The sequence below is a fragment of the Paraburkholderia sp. CNPSo 3272 genome, from assembly GCF_024206495.1.
GTDB lineage: Bacteria > Pseudomonadota > Gammaproteobacteria > Burkholderiales > Burkholderiaceae > Paraburkholderia.
In genome coordinates, this window is sequence record NZ_JAMBPQ010000011.1 from 111,494 (window position 1) to 127,003 (window position 15,510).

Annotated in this window: 19 protein-coding genes; 1 reads left to right on the forward strand and 18 read right to left on the reverse strand. The window is 62.3% G+C overall.

Annotation, left to right across the window (positions count from 1 at the left end; translation table 11 throughout):
- Positions 1-6: 6 nt before the first annotated feature.
- From M3I53_RS16145 to M3I53_RS16235, 18 genes are all read right to left on the reverse strand, one after another.
- Complete coding sequence (locus tag M3I53_RS16145) at positions 7-1,032, reverse strand: ATP-binding protein (RefSeq protein WP_254316910.1); 1,026 nt, start codon at positions 1,030-1,032, stop codon at positions 7-9.
- A gap of 123 nt (positions 1,033-1,155) precedes the next feature.
- Complete coding sequence (locus M3I53_RS16150; RefSeq protein WP_254316911.1) at positions 1,156-1,380, reverse strand: DUF3717 domain-containing protein; 225 nt, start codon at positions 1,378-1,380, stop codon at positions 1,156-1,158.
- 251 nt (positions 1,381-1,631) lie between these two features.
- A complete protein-coding gene (locus tag M3I53_RS16155; protein WP_254316912.1) occupies positions 1,632-2,096 on the reverse strand; it encodes a hypothetical protein in 465 nt (154 codons plus the stop codon).
- 9 nt (positions 2,097-2,105) lie between these two features.
- Positions 2,106-3,626: a hypothetical protein gene (locus M3I53_RS16160; protein ID WP_254316913.1), complete on the reverse strand. Its 1,521-nt coding sequence runs from the start codon at positions 3,624-3,626 to the stop codon at positions 2,106-2,108.
- A gap of 82 nt (positions 3,627-3,708) precedes the next feature.
- Complete coding sequence (locus M3I53_RS16165) at positions 3,709-4,128, reverse strand: hypothetical protein (protein ID WP_254316914.1); 420 nt, start codon at positions 4,126-4,128, stop codon at positions 3,709-3,711.
- A gap of 206 nt (positions 4,129-4,334) precedes the next feature.
- Entirely contained in the window at positions 4,335-4,802 is a 468-nt protein-coding gene (locus M3I53_RS16170) for a hypothetical protein (RefSeq protein WP_254316915.1), read from the reverse strand.
- A 494-nt stretch (positions 4,803-5,296) separates the two neighbouring features.
- Positions 5,297-5,758, reverse strand: coding sequence for a glycine zipper 2TM domain-containing protein (locus M3I53_RS16180; RefSeq protein ID WP_254316917.1), 462 nt, complete (start codon positions 5,756-5,758; stop codon positions 5,297-5,299).
- Positions 5,759-5,892: 134 nt separating this feature from the next.
- A complete protein-coding gene (locus M3I53_RS16185) occupies positions 5,893-6,144 on the reverse strand; it encodes a hypothetical protein (RefSeq protein WP_254316918.1) in 252 nt (83 codons plus the stop codon).
- Positions 6,145-6,501: 357 nt separating this feature from the next.
- On the reverse strand, positions 6,502-6,993 hold the full coding sequence (locus tag M3I53_RS16190; RefSeq protein ID WP_254316919.1) for a hypothetical protein: 492 nt from the start codon (positions 6,991-6,993) through the stop codon (positions 6,502-6,504).
- Between the two features lie 119 nt (positions 6,994-7,112).
- Entirely contained in the window at positions 7,113-7,916 is an 804-nt protein-coding gene (locus M3I53_RS16195; protein ID WP_254316920.1) for a PRTRC system ThiF family protein, read from the reverse strand.
- Positions 7,913-8,548, reverse strand: coding sequence for a PRTRC system protein A (locus M3I53_RS16200; RefSeq protein ID WP_254316921.1), 636 nt, complete (start codon positions 8,546-8,548; stop codon positions 7,913-7,915). The genes M3I53_RS16195 and M3I53_RS16200 overlap by 4 nt, the downstream gene beginning before the upstream one ends.
- A complete protein-coding gene (locus tag M3I53_RS16205; RefSeq protein WP_254316922.1) occupies positions 8,545-9,273 on the reverse strand; it encodes a PRTRC system protein B in 729 nt (242 codons plus the stop codon). The genes M3I53_RS16200 and M3I53_RS16205 overlap by 4 nt, the downstream gene beginning before the upstream one ends.
- A gap of 15 nt (positions 9,274-9,288) precedes the next feature.
- Positions 9,289-10,293 carry a PRTRC system protein F gene (locus tag M3I53_RS16210; RefSeq protein ID WP_254316923.1) on the reverse strand — a complete coding sequence of 335 codons (1,005 nt, stop codon included), beginning with the start codon at positions 10,291-10,293 and terminating at the stop codon, positions 9,289-9,291.
- Between the two features lie 23 nt (positions 10,294-10,316).
- Entirely contained in the window at positions 10,317-10,535 is a 219-nt protein-coding gene (locus M3I53_RS16215; RefSeq protein WP_254316924.1) for a hypothetical protein, read from the reverse strand.
- A complete protein-coding gene (locus tag M3I53_RS16220; RefSeq protein WP_254316925.1) occupies positions 10,528-10,746 on the reverse strand; it encodes a PRTRC system protein C in 219 nt (72 codons plus the stop codon). Before M3I53_RS16220 ends, M3I53_RS16215 begins: the two co-directional genes overlap by 8 nt.
- An 11-nt stretch (positions 10,747-10,757) precedes the next feature.
- Positions 10,758-11,225, reverse strand: a complete 468-nt coding sequence (locus M3I53_RS16225) for a PRTRC system protein E (protein WP_254316926.1) — start codon at positions 11,223-11,225, stop codon at positions 10,758-10,760.
- Positions 11,226-11,305: 80 nt separating this feature from the next.
- A complete protein-coding gene (locus M3I53_RS16230; RefSeq protein WP_254316927.1) occupies positions 11,306-12,982 on the reverse strand; it encodes a PRTRC system ParB family protein in 1,677 nt (558 codons plus the stop codon).
- A gap of 219 nt (positions 12,983-13,201) precedes the next feature.
- Positions 13,202-14,206 carry an N-6 DNA methylase gene (locus tag M3I53_RS16235; RefSeq protein ID WP_254316928.1) on the reverse strand — a complete coding sequence of 335 codons (1,005 nt, stop codon included), beginning with the start codon at positions 14,204-14,206 and terminating at the stop codon, positions 13,202-13,204.
- Positions 14,207-14,564: 358 nt separating this feature from the next.
- Here M3I53_RS16235 and M3I53_RS16240 point away from each other — a divergent pair, with 358 nt between their 5' ends.
- Positions 14,565-15,284: a hypothetical protein gene (locus M3I53_RS16240; RefSeq protein ID WP_254316929.1), complete on the forward strand. Its 720-nt coding sequence runs from the start codon at positions 14,565-14,567 to the stop codon at positions 15,282-15,284.
- Positions 15,285-15,510: the final 226 nt, after the last annotated feature.

A 15,510-nucleotide genomic window follows, 5' to 3' on the forward strand; every position in this document is an offset into this window, starting at 1 on the left:
GAAACGTCACCCGTGAATCAGCTTGCCGATCGGACCGCCCTGCGCCTTGATGAAGGCGTGGGTGTTCGCGAGATCCGGCGTCTTGCGCAGCGCGTCTGTTACCAGCAACGCGGCGAACTCGCCCAGCCCCGCCGCGATCAAACGCTCGGTGTAGATGACGACACGTTCGAAATTGCTCTCGTTCGCGTACATCGCCAACGCCGCACTGATGGCGTAAAGCGCCGACGGCGCCTCGGGAATCGGAGCAACATCGGGCGTGGCGAGAACCGCTGCCGGCGACGGCAACTGCCGGTAGATCTGGATGAACGCCAGCAACTCGGTTGCCGGACCCTCGCCCACAGAACCGGCGTGGGAGATCAGTTCCAGTTCCTTCGGCACGACTCCCATCGTTTTCGCGACGAAACCCCAACTGCGCGGGCTTGGCGTCGCTTCAATGTCGCGCGAGGTCTTCTGGACCGACAGCAGGTCCGGCCGGAAGCGCAGAAACGCAAACAGTTCCGGCGCGATATCGTTCGCGACGGCCCAGGCGCTCCACTCCTCGATCGTCGCCTCGAGCTCCACCACGGTGGCAAAGCGCGAGATCAACGGGTCGAGAATGCCGCTCACGCCCGCGCTGTCGTTACGTCGGTTGGTAGCCGCGAGGAACGTGACGTTCTCGGGCAGCTTGTGCTCGCCGATCCGGCGCGCGAGCAGCAGCTGCATTTTCGCGGCCTGCACGGCCGGCGAGGCCTGCCCGAGATCGTCGAGAAACCAGATCAACGGGCGCTTGCGAGGCTGCAGCGCGCGTTCCAGATCGCCAAAAGGCAGGAAGCGTGCGGACTGGCCGTCGGCCGCCGCGAACGGCAAGCCCTTCGAGTCGGTCGGATCTTCGACGACGGGATGGCTGATCATCAGATCGTGGTCGACCTGGTCGGCGACCTGGGCCACGATATCGCTCTTGCCGATGCCTGGGCGCCCCGTAATGAGCACCGGAAGGCGCTTCGGAACGTAGGCGGTGAGCAGTGCATTGAGCTGGGAAGCGTTGACTTGCATTTGGGTTCCTTGAAAGAAGAAAACCCTGTGCAGACAACTTCCCCGTCGGGAACGTTGTCCTGACAGGGTGATTTGGTTTGCCGCGTGCGCGGCGGTCGATACGCCTAAGGCGCGAGAAAGCTGTTAGCGCAGAGTGGCCGCAAGGGCATCGCGCTGCCCGGCGTTGAGCGTCGAATACTCCACGCTTGTGGCGCCGCTATAGATGAGAAGACCGTAGACGTCTGCCAGTGCGCGAGCTTCCGCGCAAAGTACCGGCTGGTCCTCAGCGGCTGCCGGTCGACGCTCACGCCAGTGATTAATCGCCGACTCAATCTGGGCGATCGTCACTGCAAAAGGTTGCGGATACATGGGCTGTTCCTTTGACGGAAGGCCCGGGAGACGCCGCGCCCAAGCCGGGACGGGGTCCCTACCAGGCGGGTTGCATTGCCGGCGGCGCCGGCGGGTTCGATGCGTCAGGGACGCGGGTGATAGAGGCCAGTTTAGGCTCGCGCACGCATCAGCTACGGGCCAATGCTGGGCAATTCGAGGTAGCTTTCGCGCGCGACGTGCCGCGCGCGGACGTAAAAAAAACCGGCGCAAGCGCCGGTTCGGTCAAGGTTTCAGGCAAGCGAGAGCCGGGCCTGAGAATTCTCACGCTCCCGGATACGGACGACAATCGCGGCTTCCTCCTGGCGAAGTCGACGCGTTCGCTCTTCGCCGACGCCGTTGTGCTTCTCGACGACGTAGGTAAAGTAGAGCGGCCTTGCAGGTCCGCGCCACTGGTCCCACTCGGCCATGATCGCCGCGCGCATGTCAGGAACGCACGCAAAATACGCGCGTCGCGCCTGACGCCAGAAGCGCGCCTGCAGGTCACGCCAGCGCTGCTCGCTTTCCAGCAGCATGCGTTCCCGCCGCTTGCGCTCGTCATCAACTGGCAGCGTTGGTCGCGGTTGGAACTGCCCGACGAACAGCGGATAGTCGCGCGCGATCTTCTCTGCCTCACGCGCTTCCCGGCGCACGAACAGTGCCTCCTTGCGGGCGGTCCAGTTGTACCCCTCCGTTCGCGGCTCACGTTCGAATCGCATGGCAACCTCCTATGATGCGAGGGTGCCAAGGACAGCGCGCGCATACGCGAGCGTGCCGTCTTTCGCACTGAGCCGGCGCGCCGTGCGCTCTTCGCCGCGTGCGAGGACATACCTGACGCTTGCGCCGCGGGGATAGCTACGGATGGTCGAATAGCCCTCGCGGATCGCCCGATCGACATGCTCCACACCCGTGATGACTGCGTCCTCAGTGTCCTTGTAGCGGGCCTGGGTGGCAGCCTCCCGAGCGTCCTGCAGTCCGCGTTCCGCTTCCGATTCCGCCCTGCGCTGTGCAGCCAGCGATTCCCACTGGGCCTGCTGCGCCTCGTTGTAGCCGCACAGCAGGAACACCGCGCGATGACGTGCCGCCGGGCGCAGACGTAGCAGCTTTACGCCGAGCACTTCCTCGAACGCCGTCTTGCTGGCGCGGTTGTGTTCGTCGGAAGTGTCCAGCACCTTCAGCAGTGACTCTACGTTGCGTTCGGCGAGAGCGCGCGCCATCCGGTTCCCGTACTCGAACGTGTGCCGTCCCTCATCCAGACGGGCAATGTTGCAGCGGTGGCGGTGCATGCGGTGGCTGATGCGACCGGCCTTCAGCTCCTTGTCGGCGAATTCCACGGCACGCCGGCAGACGCTTGCAGCAACCAGTTCTCGAACGCGACTGGCCAACGGCGAGACAGGCTGGCCAACGTCGACCGGCTTGCTGAACGTATCCGGCAGCGGCAGGTCATCGATGAGTCCGTGCGCGTGCAGGACGTCCTCGACGTGCGGATACGTCGGCTCGTCCGGCAGCAGGCGCGCGAGCATCGTGAGGATGTCGGCGTTCTGCTCGTTGATGGACTTGCCGTTGTGACGCATCACGGAAGCAATGTTACGAAGCCTTGCACCGGAAATTGCGCCTCGCAGGCTGGGAACCTTGAGGAGCACGTCGGCCCACTCCGAGTAACGGAAAGCCTCCGCATCGTTGCGGTACGCCTGCAGCACCGTTTCCGGTACCGGCAGATTGGCGAGCAGCGCGTACGCGACGTGCAGCGAGTGGCGACTTTGTGCGTCGCGCGTCCCGGGGAGGCGCGGCCCGCAATAGCCGAACCCGAACAGCCGCTCCATTGCCTCGATGCAGATGTCCGACAGCACGAAGCGTTTGCCGGCTGCACGCGCCTCGGCAGTTGCAGCCTCGATCTGGTCCGAGGAAAGCAGCAGATTCGGATTGCGGCACAGTTCCACGAACTCGAACAGGCCATCCCAGTCGCTTGCGTGGATTTCCCACGGTTCGCGGTGTGAGCCGTCGGGTCGCACAAACGAACCCGCACGCCGGATCTCGTGAAGCGCCTCGTTGATGATGCTGCGCGCCGTGCCCGGCATACGCAGCGCCAGCGCGCCGTTGTAGCGCGTGATGCGCTCGCCCGCTTCGGCGCCGGCCAGACGGATAAAGCAGGTATCGACTTCGCGCACACGATCGTCCTGGAACAGCGGGAAGAGACCGGCGAGCGTGGGCGACGTCAGAACTGCATTGGGTACGGAAAGCGTGTACATGGATGAAAGCTCCGGTGAGCAGGGGCCAACACCCATCGGGGCGAAGGCCCCGCAAGGGAAAGAATGAGTGGTGATACGAGGATCAGTCGATGTCCAGCAGCCGCGAGACGACAGCCGCAATCGACCAGGCGAGCGAGCGGTTCAGCACCTTCGCGCGCACAAGCGGCTGGCTGAGCCAGTGACTGCCGCCGCCCTCTTCAACGAAGTGAACGTGGTCGATCTGCACGAGCCATCCCTCGGAACGGCCGATCGAAACCGAGAGACACAGACGGCTTCGCCGCCCATCCGTTTCCGGCCACGGCGCATCGGGCTTCGCGCCAAACGTCGCATCGTTCGCGTTCTCTGCGTAGTTTGCGACGACGACCCACTCGGGCTCGAGCTCGGTCTTTCGCAGTTTCCGGCAGATCTGGTCGACGACCTGCCCTACCGTCTTGCCAGTGGTATCGAACGGCGCCGCGTCCAGCACACCCGGCGCATCGAGAAGCTCAAGAGTTGATTGCATGAAAAGTGGTCCAGAAATGCAAAAGGCCACACCCGAAGGTGCGGCCCTTGATTGGGATTTGCCAGCGAAAGCTGGCGCTACAGTGAATGTTCAGTGCGAATGCGAGCGACGCTCACGATCCGCCGCGCGGCTCTTGTTCGCCATGTAGCCACCGTAAAAGTAGATAGCTAACGTGACGACCAGAGTAAAAAGTGCGAAACCCATGTTCATTCTCCGTTCATGGAATCCATGCCTCTCAAAAAGAGTACCACAAAGGCGAAAACCAGAACTGCCTCACTCAGCACGGCGGCTAGGGTCCAGTTCGTCGTCGAGTGCCAGTAACCGATTGCGCCCACGATCGAGGCTGCCGACAGAGTATGGACAAACCGTCCAAACTGCTGGAGCTGTTCCTTGTTCCACGTATGCCCAAACCGACTGAACGGGATTACCGTACGTGGGATCGTGGTTGAGACAGCTTCGCCAAGTTTGAACTCCGCCCGGTCGCGAATCAGCAGATGACGGGCACCGCCGACGAGCACGGTAAGTCTAGGCGGCGACTCTGTCGTATCGCATTCGCGAAGCAGCTGCTGAAGGCGTTCGGAGACGTGCACGACCCCGGTCACGGGATCAAGCGTGGCGCCTTCCGAGATTTCCAGTCCGCCCGCGTACTGGACGACCACGGTAACGATATCCATGTCCGCCCCCTACCGACGATCCGAGTCGAGCCCGTTGGTAAGACGGAGAGCGCCTAGAAAGGCCTCGTAGCCTGCATGCGATCCAAGCTGTTCCTGGCTCACGACGTTGTCCCCGCCGCCAGACAGGTCCTTTCGACCCCGGCGGGTACGGAACGAAACCGCCACGGTACCGCGTTCGGGTGCATCGGCGACCTCGAGCATCAGCCTGTCGGTGCGAAGCGTTACACGGCAGCCGCGACCGCGTTCAGCGGGTTCTGCCACGATCTCGTGTTCGCTAGTGCGTAGGCGAAGGTCGCCGGCAACACGGCGAAGGAAACGCTGCGCATGATGCTTGACGCCCGACTCCCGCGCGGCACCCGCGCTTGCGCGGGACGCGTGGAAAACCTTGCTGCTGTGGTTCATAAATGCCTCGAAAAAAAACGGCGAGGTGCTCCGAAAGGAGTCACCCCGCCTGGCAGGTAAGAGGGCCGGCTTTGGCCGGCAAAGGGAATACGTCAGTGCGTGACGCGAACGCCCGAGCTTGTGTCCATGAAGAGCACGCGATCGCCAGGCGAGAACAACTGGTCGTCGGGTTGAGTAATGACGCGAAGCGAGCCATCCGCCTTGCGCACCACAATTTCGAGACCGGCGGTGCGCGAGAGCGCGTCGCTCACGTGCTGGGCGACGAAGCCCGTTACGGCACCGGACATCGCTGCCGCGACATAGCGACCGTTGCCATTTCCGATCGTTTTGGAGCCGAGAAAGGCGCCGAGACCTGCGCTCACGAGGCTCGTGAGACCCGAGTTGTTGCCCGGCACCTGAATCGTGATGCGGCGAACGCGAACGACGGTCACCTGTTCGAGCGTACCGGCGCGCTGGACATCCGAGCGTTGGTAGACGTCGGGCGAGCCGAAGTCGGTGCTTGCGCAACCCGAGAGAACGGAAAGAACAACGACGGCGAGAAAAATGCGGATCATGGCGGCTGCCTCAAGGTAGTGAGGGCAACCGGAGCCCCTTCGGGCAGTGGTTGCCCGAACGGGTATGGGAATTGGCTGGGAGGTGACTCCCAGCGCGGGTGAAGCGTTGAAGGCGGGGCTAAACGCCCACGCCGTTACGAATGACGTGTCAGATTGTGCAGTTCGACGTGGCCAGCATTCACGAGCCGACGTTCAACAGCGAACGGCAGATCGTAGTCCCACTGCACCGTTGCCGTGCGATCGCTCCAGACGGAAACGATCGTACCGGCATGAAGCTGCGGGGGACTTGCCTGGACATCCTGCGCGGTGATGCGTTGCTTTTCGCGAAAGCCGTTGAGTTCGAGAACCTTCACGGCGGGTTGCGAGGCAGCGGAAACATTCAGCATGGTGCAGCTCCTTTGAACAAAAAAGGGAGCCGCATCCCGAAGGGAGTGGGCTCCCAACGGGGTATGCATTGGCGGCAGGACGAAGGTCCGGCCGGTGAGACAAAAAGAAGCACAGCAGCACGCCGCTGTGGTCAGGTCGATGCGCAGAAAGCGCGGGGAATAGGGACAGTCTAAGGCGCGCGCGCCCAGTGCCGAGCCGGAATGCTCGCCGAAACGACCTATGTTTTATCGGCCCGCACCACGCGCGGTGCGCGCACGAAGTTCGTGCTGCCGGACCTAGGAAGCTCCGGACGAAAAAAAACGCAGCCCGCTTTCGCGGGACTGCGTTGGTTTCAGGAATTCCGGCGACGCGTTGAATCACGCACGGTAGCCACGTCCGGGGACGTACTGCAGGCGGTTCGAGCGTTCCGGCCAGGTCAGCCACGCGAGCGCCAGCAACAGACCGAACACGTCGGCAACCATCTGCGCCAACTGGTTGACATCTCCGGTCGCAAGATACTCGCGACCGTCGTACTTCCACGTGGACGTGATGCCGTACAGCACCGCAAACACGAGCCCCAGAAGGGCGCGGTTACGGGTGGTCTGAGACACGAAGCTCGACCACAGCATCACGAACAGCACGCAGCCGGCGAATGCTGCCGCAAGATGTTCGATACTGCTGGGCGCCCAGTGTCCAAGCCATCGCACCTCCAGCACACGCAACCACGCATGGTGAGGCTTCGCGAAGCCCCACAGCCGGTGGAGGCCGGTCGCAGCGAACAACGCCACCGCGAACAGCATGGCCCTGGTGCGTTCCGTCGCCGCGCGGCCGAACCGCGCCTGAACAGTACTTGAAAAAAACATATGCATTTGAAGCTCCTTGCAGGAATAGGTAACGGTCGGCCCTCGGGCTGAGGGCCGAAATAATTACGGAGGGGTATGAGTCACACAGCGGCGTAAAACGCTGTGTGACTCGCGGGAGGTGCCCCTCACGCTGCCTTGCGACGGCGTGCGGGCTTTTTCATGGGCGGCGCTTCGTAACCGAAACGCGCCCATGCAGCGGGGTCAATCGGAATCGGATTCGTGCGTCCCGTTGCGAGATTCACGAACACACCCGAAAACGTAAGACCGCCATTTCGAAACAGCGACCAGAGCAGGTTGAAAGCCTGCACCGAAATCGCCTGGTTGATGACGAGCGACTGCTTGCGCAGTGCATCCGCCATCGAACACGACGGGGAATCGTCACCCTTGTCGTTCTTGGCATTCAGCATGTCCGGGAACAGATCGCCCACATGGGGCAACCGGTCGTGCCGGGGCTTGCCGAACTCGCCAAGAATGACCTGACCACGGTCCGTCTCGTTGCCGCAATCGAGGTAGTAGAGGCACTTTCCCCGTCTCGCGGCCTGCACGATCGCGTGACGCGCACGTCGCGAATCGACGCAACCGATGACGATGTCAGTGTGCAGGTTGATCCGCGAATCGATGCGACGCGGTTCAGCCACCCAGTTCGTCCCCATCAGCAGATTGAGCCGGTTCACCAGCAACGTCGCCTTGTACTGGCCGACGTCGTTGGGATAGAAACCCTGCCTGCCAACGTTGAATTCGCTGACCGTGTCATCGTCGTAGACCGTGCACTCGATACCGCCCGGGTGCCCCAGCTCGATCATTGCGTGGTGCAGTCGCGCGAGCGACGGGAGCAGCGCACTGCCAGTACCACCCGCGCCAACCACAACCACCTTCCACGGTCCGTTGAGCATGTGGGGCGGCGTCTTGTGAAGAATGGGTCCGTTCATGCGACCTCTCCTTCCAGTGCCGTCATCCACTTCTGCGGAACCGCCTGCGCGGGTTCGAACCGTCCTTTCGCACAAAGACGCAGCGCGACTGACGGTACGCGATGGCAATGACCGAGCACGAGCGCAAACTTCACGTCGTGCTGATCGTCGCGATCATCGGTCGTCGAGAAGTACGCACTTCCGCTGCCGTGCGAATGGCAATCCACGACCAGCCATTCACCGCTGCGCAATTCCGGGCGTTCGTAGCTCAGGTGAGCAGGACTGTGCGACAACGAGGGAAGCGGTACGACGCGAAATTCCCCCGTTGCCGCGTCCCACACAATCCATGCGCCCGCCTCGTTGGGAAGAGCCGCACGCGCCATGTGTGCAAACCCCGCGACCAGTTCGGCCGGCACGGAGCCGCACGCCAGTTCGGTCAGCTCGGCCGCCTCGCCATAGGGCACCGACGTGCGCCACTCAAACACCCCCAGCCGACGAACCAGACGGATCCATGGGCGATTGATCTCGAGGAACACGCCATTCGACGCGATGAGCAACCGCTCGCCCGGCACGGTCATGGGCGCCACCGGCTCACGCGTGGGCACCATCACCGAGGGGAACGAGTGCTGAAGAGCGAAATCGATGGGATTCATGCCTTCCCTCCGATCGCGCCAGCGACGAGCTTGCCCGCCGTTGCACCTTTTATCGGTACCAGCACGTCGAGCGGAAACACCTCGAACTTGCCGTCGAGCATGTCGCGCCAGAACGCATAGAACCAGTCCTCGTACGTCACGCGCTTGCCACCGTGATTCGGATGCGTGAAGGCCGAGTTGAAAAAGCCATCTTCCCAGCCGCCAATCGCATCAACCTCGATGCGCCGGGGGACCTGCGCCGAACCGATGCAGATCTCGCCGAGGTCCCACGTGTTGAAGTACGGCGGCTCGAACAGCGGCGTATCCGGAGTCGGGCGTCCGCTCTCCTTCAGCGCGAACACACGGAACCCCGTCAACGAGGCCTGAAACACCAGCCCCGGATGCGAAACAACGCGACTGCGTTTGCCGAGTTCCTTGCAGTCAAAGAACACGCGGCGCGGCGCCGGCGGACACCACCACGTGACCGCGGCGGAAGACACGCCCAACAGGTTGGCGGGCAGAAATTCGCACTTGGGCGCCGCGCTCTTTTCCAGCTGCACAAGCGTGGCGACGAGCGCGCGGCGATCGAGGGGACGGCCCGCCCCGATGACGGGGCGACCCGACACGCGATCGGCGGCGATCCGGTGGACGGTCGCGTAGTGCGCGCCGTTCTGGCCAGCATAGAGCAGCAATGCAGACGACAGGGACACGTCATGGCCTGTACGGCCAATCGAAACATCACTCATGGGAAAAACTCCTGATTAAGGGCTCACCACCAGCGCCAGCAGCCGGTCGAGGTGGTGAAGCATCTGGAAGGCAAGGCTCCATTGCGCGTACTGCTCGCGGATGCCCTGTTTCGTTCTGGAAAATTCAATGAAGCGGCTGTATTCGGTCGCTTCTCCGGCCTGATACTCACCGTTCATGTAGTCATCGAGAATCTCGAGGGATCGCTCGTTGCTCGCGAGCATCAACGTGCAGCCCGAATAAATCGGCCGCGAGTCATAGCCCGTGTTCAGCAATGCACGCTTGCCTGCGCGTCTGAGCAGCCGATGAAGCACGGCGAGCTCAGCACACACCTTTGAAGGCATGCCCGACGAACGCGCCTGCAGCTCAAGCAACTCGCGCTCGGAAAGCTCGAGCCGCCTGCTGCGGCGCCCATCCGGTCTCGACGGCCTCCTGATCTCATCGGGATAGATTTCCGGGAGAACGTTCGACGGCAGGTAACGCTCCACCGTCTCTTCGTCCGCGCCGTGATACGCGACGAGAAGCTCGCGCACGTCTTCGTCTTTCGCGCTCTCGTCGCCCCCCCAGTGCATGCAGGCGAATTCCTGGAGGAACCACCCGGGCGTGCGAATGAGGACGGTTTTCCCGGAAACACGGTCAACGAGCGAGAAAAGCGTGTGAAGCAGTAGCGGGTGACAGGCCCTGAGCGGTTCAGCGAGCGGGCCGATTTCGTGCACCCACTCATCGGTCAGCTTCACACCGAGATGAAGCGGACCTTTCGGCTCGAATTCATCGTTGTGCTGGTAGGCCAGGCGATCCCCGACGGCGTTGGTATCGCAAAGCTCGAACTTGACCGAGAGAGAGCGCAACGGCTCGCGAAGCTGCCTTTGCATCCAGACAAAAAATGCCTGCTGGAACGCGTTCGCCGCGCTTGTCGGCGCTTGCACGTCCGTCGCACGCAACGGCCCGTGCCGGAACTGGTCGAGCACGATGTCGTTGATGGCGAGTTCGGCGCGCCACCTGAGCGTGATGCCGGACGGCACGTCAGCTGCAATGTCCGGCAGCGTCAGAACACAAGCGGAAGTTCGATGTCGGGGAGCGGCAAGGCGTGGCGGTTGCCAGGCTTCGCCCGCGCCGTCAACGAGCGATCGATCAGCGTATGGAGGATCGAGGAGCATTTGTTCATCTCGTCGTCGAATAAAAAAACCACCCTTTCGGGTGGTTCCTGTTGGTTGAAGCCGTTGTCCGGATCGGACAGGGCCTTGAGCAGGGCGTCCTTACGCATGGGAGCCTTTGGCACCGGCTGCGCGGACGAACTTGTAGCTGGCGACCTCCCCCGCGACTTCCGACCCGTCGACCGTGGCGGTCGTGAGTTCCGGATACTGCGCGGCGTAGAGATCGCGAACCTGATCGGGCGAGAACGCCGGACCGGGATCCACGAAGTGCATGCCGTTGTAGATAAATTCGCGAACGAGTGTGGCTACGTTGATTGCCATGGTGCGAACCCTCACAGAAGAGCGAAGAGATCGGACTTACCGTCAGCAGGTGCTGCCGGCTCCGAAGTTGCATCGGCCGTCGGCGACTGCGCCGCAGTGGCGTTGTCGTCGTCCGGCGACTCGTCCTCGTCGTTGCCGTCGGGCTGTGATGCGGGCGCGGGAAGCGCCGGCTTCGATCCCTTCGACAACGCCTTCTGCGCCTTGCCCGCCTGCGACTTTTCAGCCGCCTGCAGGATCTCGTTCGTGGCGCTTACCTGCTCCGCGAGTGAGCGGTGCACGCCGTGGAACGATTGCAGGGCTTCGACGAAGCCCTCATCGAGATCGGCCGGCGACGCCGTGAGCACCAGCGGTTGCCGCAGCGCCACCTCTTTCGAGTCGCCGCACGGCATGACCACCACTGCCATCAGGTCGCCTGCCATTTTCATCGTGAGCGTGACCTTGCCGGTCTCGCGCACGAATGCTTCGAGTTCCTGGAACATAAAAACCTCTTGAAAAAAGGAACGCCGCGAGAAAAGCGGCGTGTATCAGGGAATGTGCCGGGGAAACCCCACGGCAGTTGTCAGAACTTCAGGACCTTCAGCACCTTGCCGACGTAGTCGAAACCCTCGACGGTCAGCATTGCCTCGATCACTTCAGCTTTCGATTTCGCGAACACTTTCTTGAAGTGATCTGCGCCCATCGCTGCGCGCAGACCGAGTTCGTCGGCTACCACCTTCATCTCCGACTTCGTGATCAGCTCCAGAAACTCCTTGTCGAGCTTCCAGTGCTTCGTGAGGTCGAGCTTGTGGTGACGGCACATCTGCGTGAGGTACGTAACATCGACACCCTGGATTGCGGAGAGCGTCATGGCCACGACGAGCTTCACCTGCTGATCCGACTGGACCTGCGACGCTGCCGACGCGGCCTTGCCGAAGTCACCCACGGCCGGCTTGTCGTCAATCAGGCGCTCCCACACGGTCGTAACCGGACCGCCGTCGATGCACCGTGCCTGGCCAGTCGCCACGATTGCGATCAGATACTGACGCGCAAGCGCAACGTCCGTACTGACCTCGCGACGCAGCGCCTTGCGCCAGAGCGCGACCCGGTATGCCTTCACCCGGTCGGATTCAGACACCGTCGTCGCTTCAGGTGCAGCTGCAGCGGGCTTGTCGCCCTTTGCAGCGTTCACGGCCTTCGATGCGCCCGCTGCCGGCGCAGCTTTCGCCGTTGCCGGTGCCGATGGCTTTTCGCTCTTGATGCGTGCCGCAACCTTTTTCATGTTGCAGACGGTATCAAAGCACTGGCCCTTGTAGACGTTGCCCAGCGAGTCGGGCAGACCGCTCACCGCCGCGCCGAAGTTCTGGCACGCGTAGCACGCCTTCGCCTGCTCAACGCCAACGCCCTTTGGACCATCTGCCACGAGCTGGATGCGCGTGTGGTTGTCGCCGGGACGAACGACGCGAACGGTCTGGTACTCGTCGCGCAGGCCTGCGGCCGTTGCTTCGAGCTGCTTTTCCGTTTTCTCGCTGTAGCAGGCACGGTTCGTACAACTGCCGGTGCCGATCGACTCTCCGAACATCTCAGCCTGAGCGGCCGAGTTGTGCGGGCAACCCGCGCAGTCCACCTTGTCGAAGATCGCGGCAGAGAGCGAGCATGCTGCGCGCTCCAGCACTTTCTTCAGGTCCGCGACACTGTGCCCTTCTTTCACAACGACGGGCAGGAGCTTGTCCTGCTGCTCCTTCGTGAAGGCCGCGAACAGTTCGGCGTGGCCGAGCTTGATGCTCCGGGTGTTGAGTGCTTCCAGAACGGACGCACTGCAGTTCATGAGCGCGAGGCGACTGTCGAGCGTCTGGACGCTCCAGCCGAGACGGCGTGCCGCCTCCTCCCGATCCCCCTGACAGCGACCGACGAGCTTGGCTGCGTCGACTGCCTCCTCACCAGGCGACATATCGGAACGCTGGATGTTCTCGATGAGCGCCATTTCCTCGGCTTCGAACTCGTCGACGTACTTCACCGCAACGGGCATCTCGTAGCTCTCGCCACGTTCTTCCATCGCAGCTTTGTAACGACGCCCGCCAGCGATGAGTTCGTAGAATCCATCGTCGATCGGGCGAACGAGAATCGGCGTATCAACGCCGCGAGCACGCACCGACGCACGCATCTCCTGCATCTCTGCGTCGTCAAAGTACGTTCTCGGGTTACGACCGAGCTTGATGCGGGACAGCGGAAGTGTGGGTTGCTGAATAAGCTCTTGCATAGCGGGTCTCCAGAGAGGGAACCCGCGCCCCAACCGGGAAGAGGATTCCCGAAGGGTCAAAAAAGAAAGGCCACGTGGGCCTGTGTCGATGCGCATGAAGCGCGGTAGATATGGCAACGATAGCCCGCCTGCGCATCGCGCATGGCCGGAAAGATCGCGAATACGGGATGGCTTTCAGGAAAAGGAAAAGGGCCCGGACGTTTCATCCGGGCCCTTCTTTCAAAACAGCGTGAGTTGGTCAACAACTTCGAAGATGGGGGCAGGCGCCGCAGGGAGCGTTGCGATCGCCTCCTCGAACATGTCCGCGATGTCGAGTCCCTCGGCGCGCGGTTGTTCAAGCACCGCCGCTCCGCCCCCTTCGACCTCGAGCGCGTCGCTTGTCGGCGGCGCGGCGACGACGGCAGGCTGCGCGTCCGCCTCGACTTCAGACTTCCCGGCCTCGGGCGCCAGCAACTCGCGCATCGCATCGAACGCCTTGCGTGCACGCAGGCGGTGACTCCAGCCGCCGAGCACGTGTGCGGGCGTAAACCAGTGTCCCCAGACCTCCATTGAGAGCGCATTGCCGTGCACGACGATGGCGGGAATGTGGAGCAACGACAGTTGCAGGTAGGCCATATGGACACAGCATGGATCGATGTCGATACAGGTTGCGTGCATTGCCTCCTGGTAGTTCAGGCCGGCATCGTGAAATGCCTCGGCTGTTGCGATGACCATGCCGCCCGCGCCGCATGCTGGTTCGTGCACGCGCGCGAATCCCTGCGCGTCGGCTCTCGCCACGGTGTCACCGCCGATCATCGCGGCCATCAGCTTCGACACGTGGTACGGGGTGAAGAACTGCCCGCTTCGTGCGTTGCCAAGGTCGAGCATCATATAGGTCTCGCCGAGTACATCGGTGAGGCCACTTCCTCGAACCCCAAGCGCGCAGGCTCCTGTCATCGTCGCGACGCGCACCTCGAATGACATCGTGAGTTCCGAAAGCATCTTCGGGAATCTCGCGACCTCGTCCGGCTTGTACTTCCCGACGATCTCCATATAGCGCTTTTCTCGCGCATCGAACTGCGCGCGATCGACGCTGTTGCTGATCGCGAGCGCCGCCAGTTCGACAAAGTCGCGGAATACCGTGTCGAGATGATGGCCGTAGGAAAACTCGTTAATGAGCGCGACGAGGTTGCGCTGATGTTCGTCAGCCGTCTGCTCGTGCTTTCGTTGTGCATTCTTGCTCATGCCGACTCCGTGAAAGAGGGGCACGGCCCCTGCGGGCGCGATGCCCCACAGGGAAAAAGAAAAACCGGCAGCGCCGGTAAGGTTCGATGCGTCGACGACGCGGGTGATCGTGCAATCGTAAGTGGAAACCACCCATCGGTTTCCGCACAAAGAAAGCCGCTACGCAGGGGCTTTCGCTTTTGGGGCACCCTCTTTATCCAAATTTCCGTGGACAAGCCTGTGGAGAACAGTTTCCGCAACAACCTCCGGCTCGCTATCGCGCCCAAATCGGCGGCCTTTCCGGCCGAGTGAAACCCCATGCGCGCCGGAGAATGAACGCGGGCGGGCAATCGGGCCACGCTCTTGTCAGGAGATATCCATGCTGGATCTGAAAAAGCCGCGCGCCTGGGCAGGCTCGCTCGTTTTCGTTGTCACGGCTGCGGCGACGGTGCTTGCCGTACTATGGCTGCTTAGCTTGACCACAAGCCGTCAACCAAACGTTGCGCGCATCGTCGCTTTCTCCCTTGTGGTCGGACTGGCGCTCGAAGCCATCCGGCGAGTGAAGGTTGCAGAACTGCGCAGGAATGTCGCCAAAGCAGACGATCAGGCCGTCATGAAAGTCACCATTAACGATATTGAAATCGGCGAGGTCCCGGAGCCACTCTTCGCCAACATGAAGCTTGTCGTCGCAAGCGATGCGCGGAACTACGCCGCACAGTTCAGTAGCATCCTGGGATCGATCTGGCGTCATACCGTCTTGACACTTGCTGTCACGGCCGCTCTGGTCAGCGTCTACTTTGCATGGCAATGGCTGGTTTATCCGGCTGACTCCGCCCGCGCTATTCTCAGTTTCGTAGCCTCGACGGAGGCACACGGAGATCCCGCGCAGAGTCTCGCGAACCGGTTGAATCTAGTGGCAAGCAGCGTCGCAAGCGTCTTTGCCATGCTCTATATGTTGCTCGGCTGCGTGAGGATGACGTTTGGCGCACCCCTCTCGGTGTCCGGAGCGTTTCATGCGGACCTTCAACGTCGCGTGCGCCTGATTCTCGGTACTCCGTCGGCGGGCGCGATGTCGTTTCGCCGAGTACGGTCGGCGTAGGTCAACCTCTCCGTTTAGGCGCCTAAACGCTTAAACCCGGAATTGTGCAGTTTTTGTGCAGCTTTCCGGCGATCGTCCAATCGAAACCAGCGCCAAATTAGCTGGCTTTTCCTCGCCCATCTGGTTTGCACCGCGCGAAGATGGACCGATGTCCCCGACCGCCTTCACTTCCGGTGTTGCCTCGCTTCGCCTTCGCCGCGTCCGTTACCCGACGGACGCGGCAGCC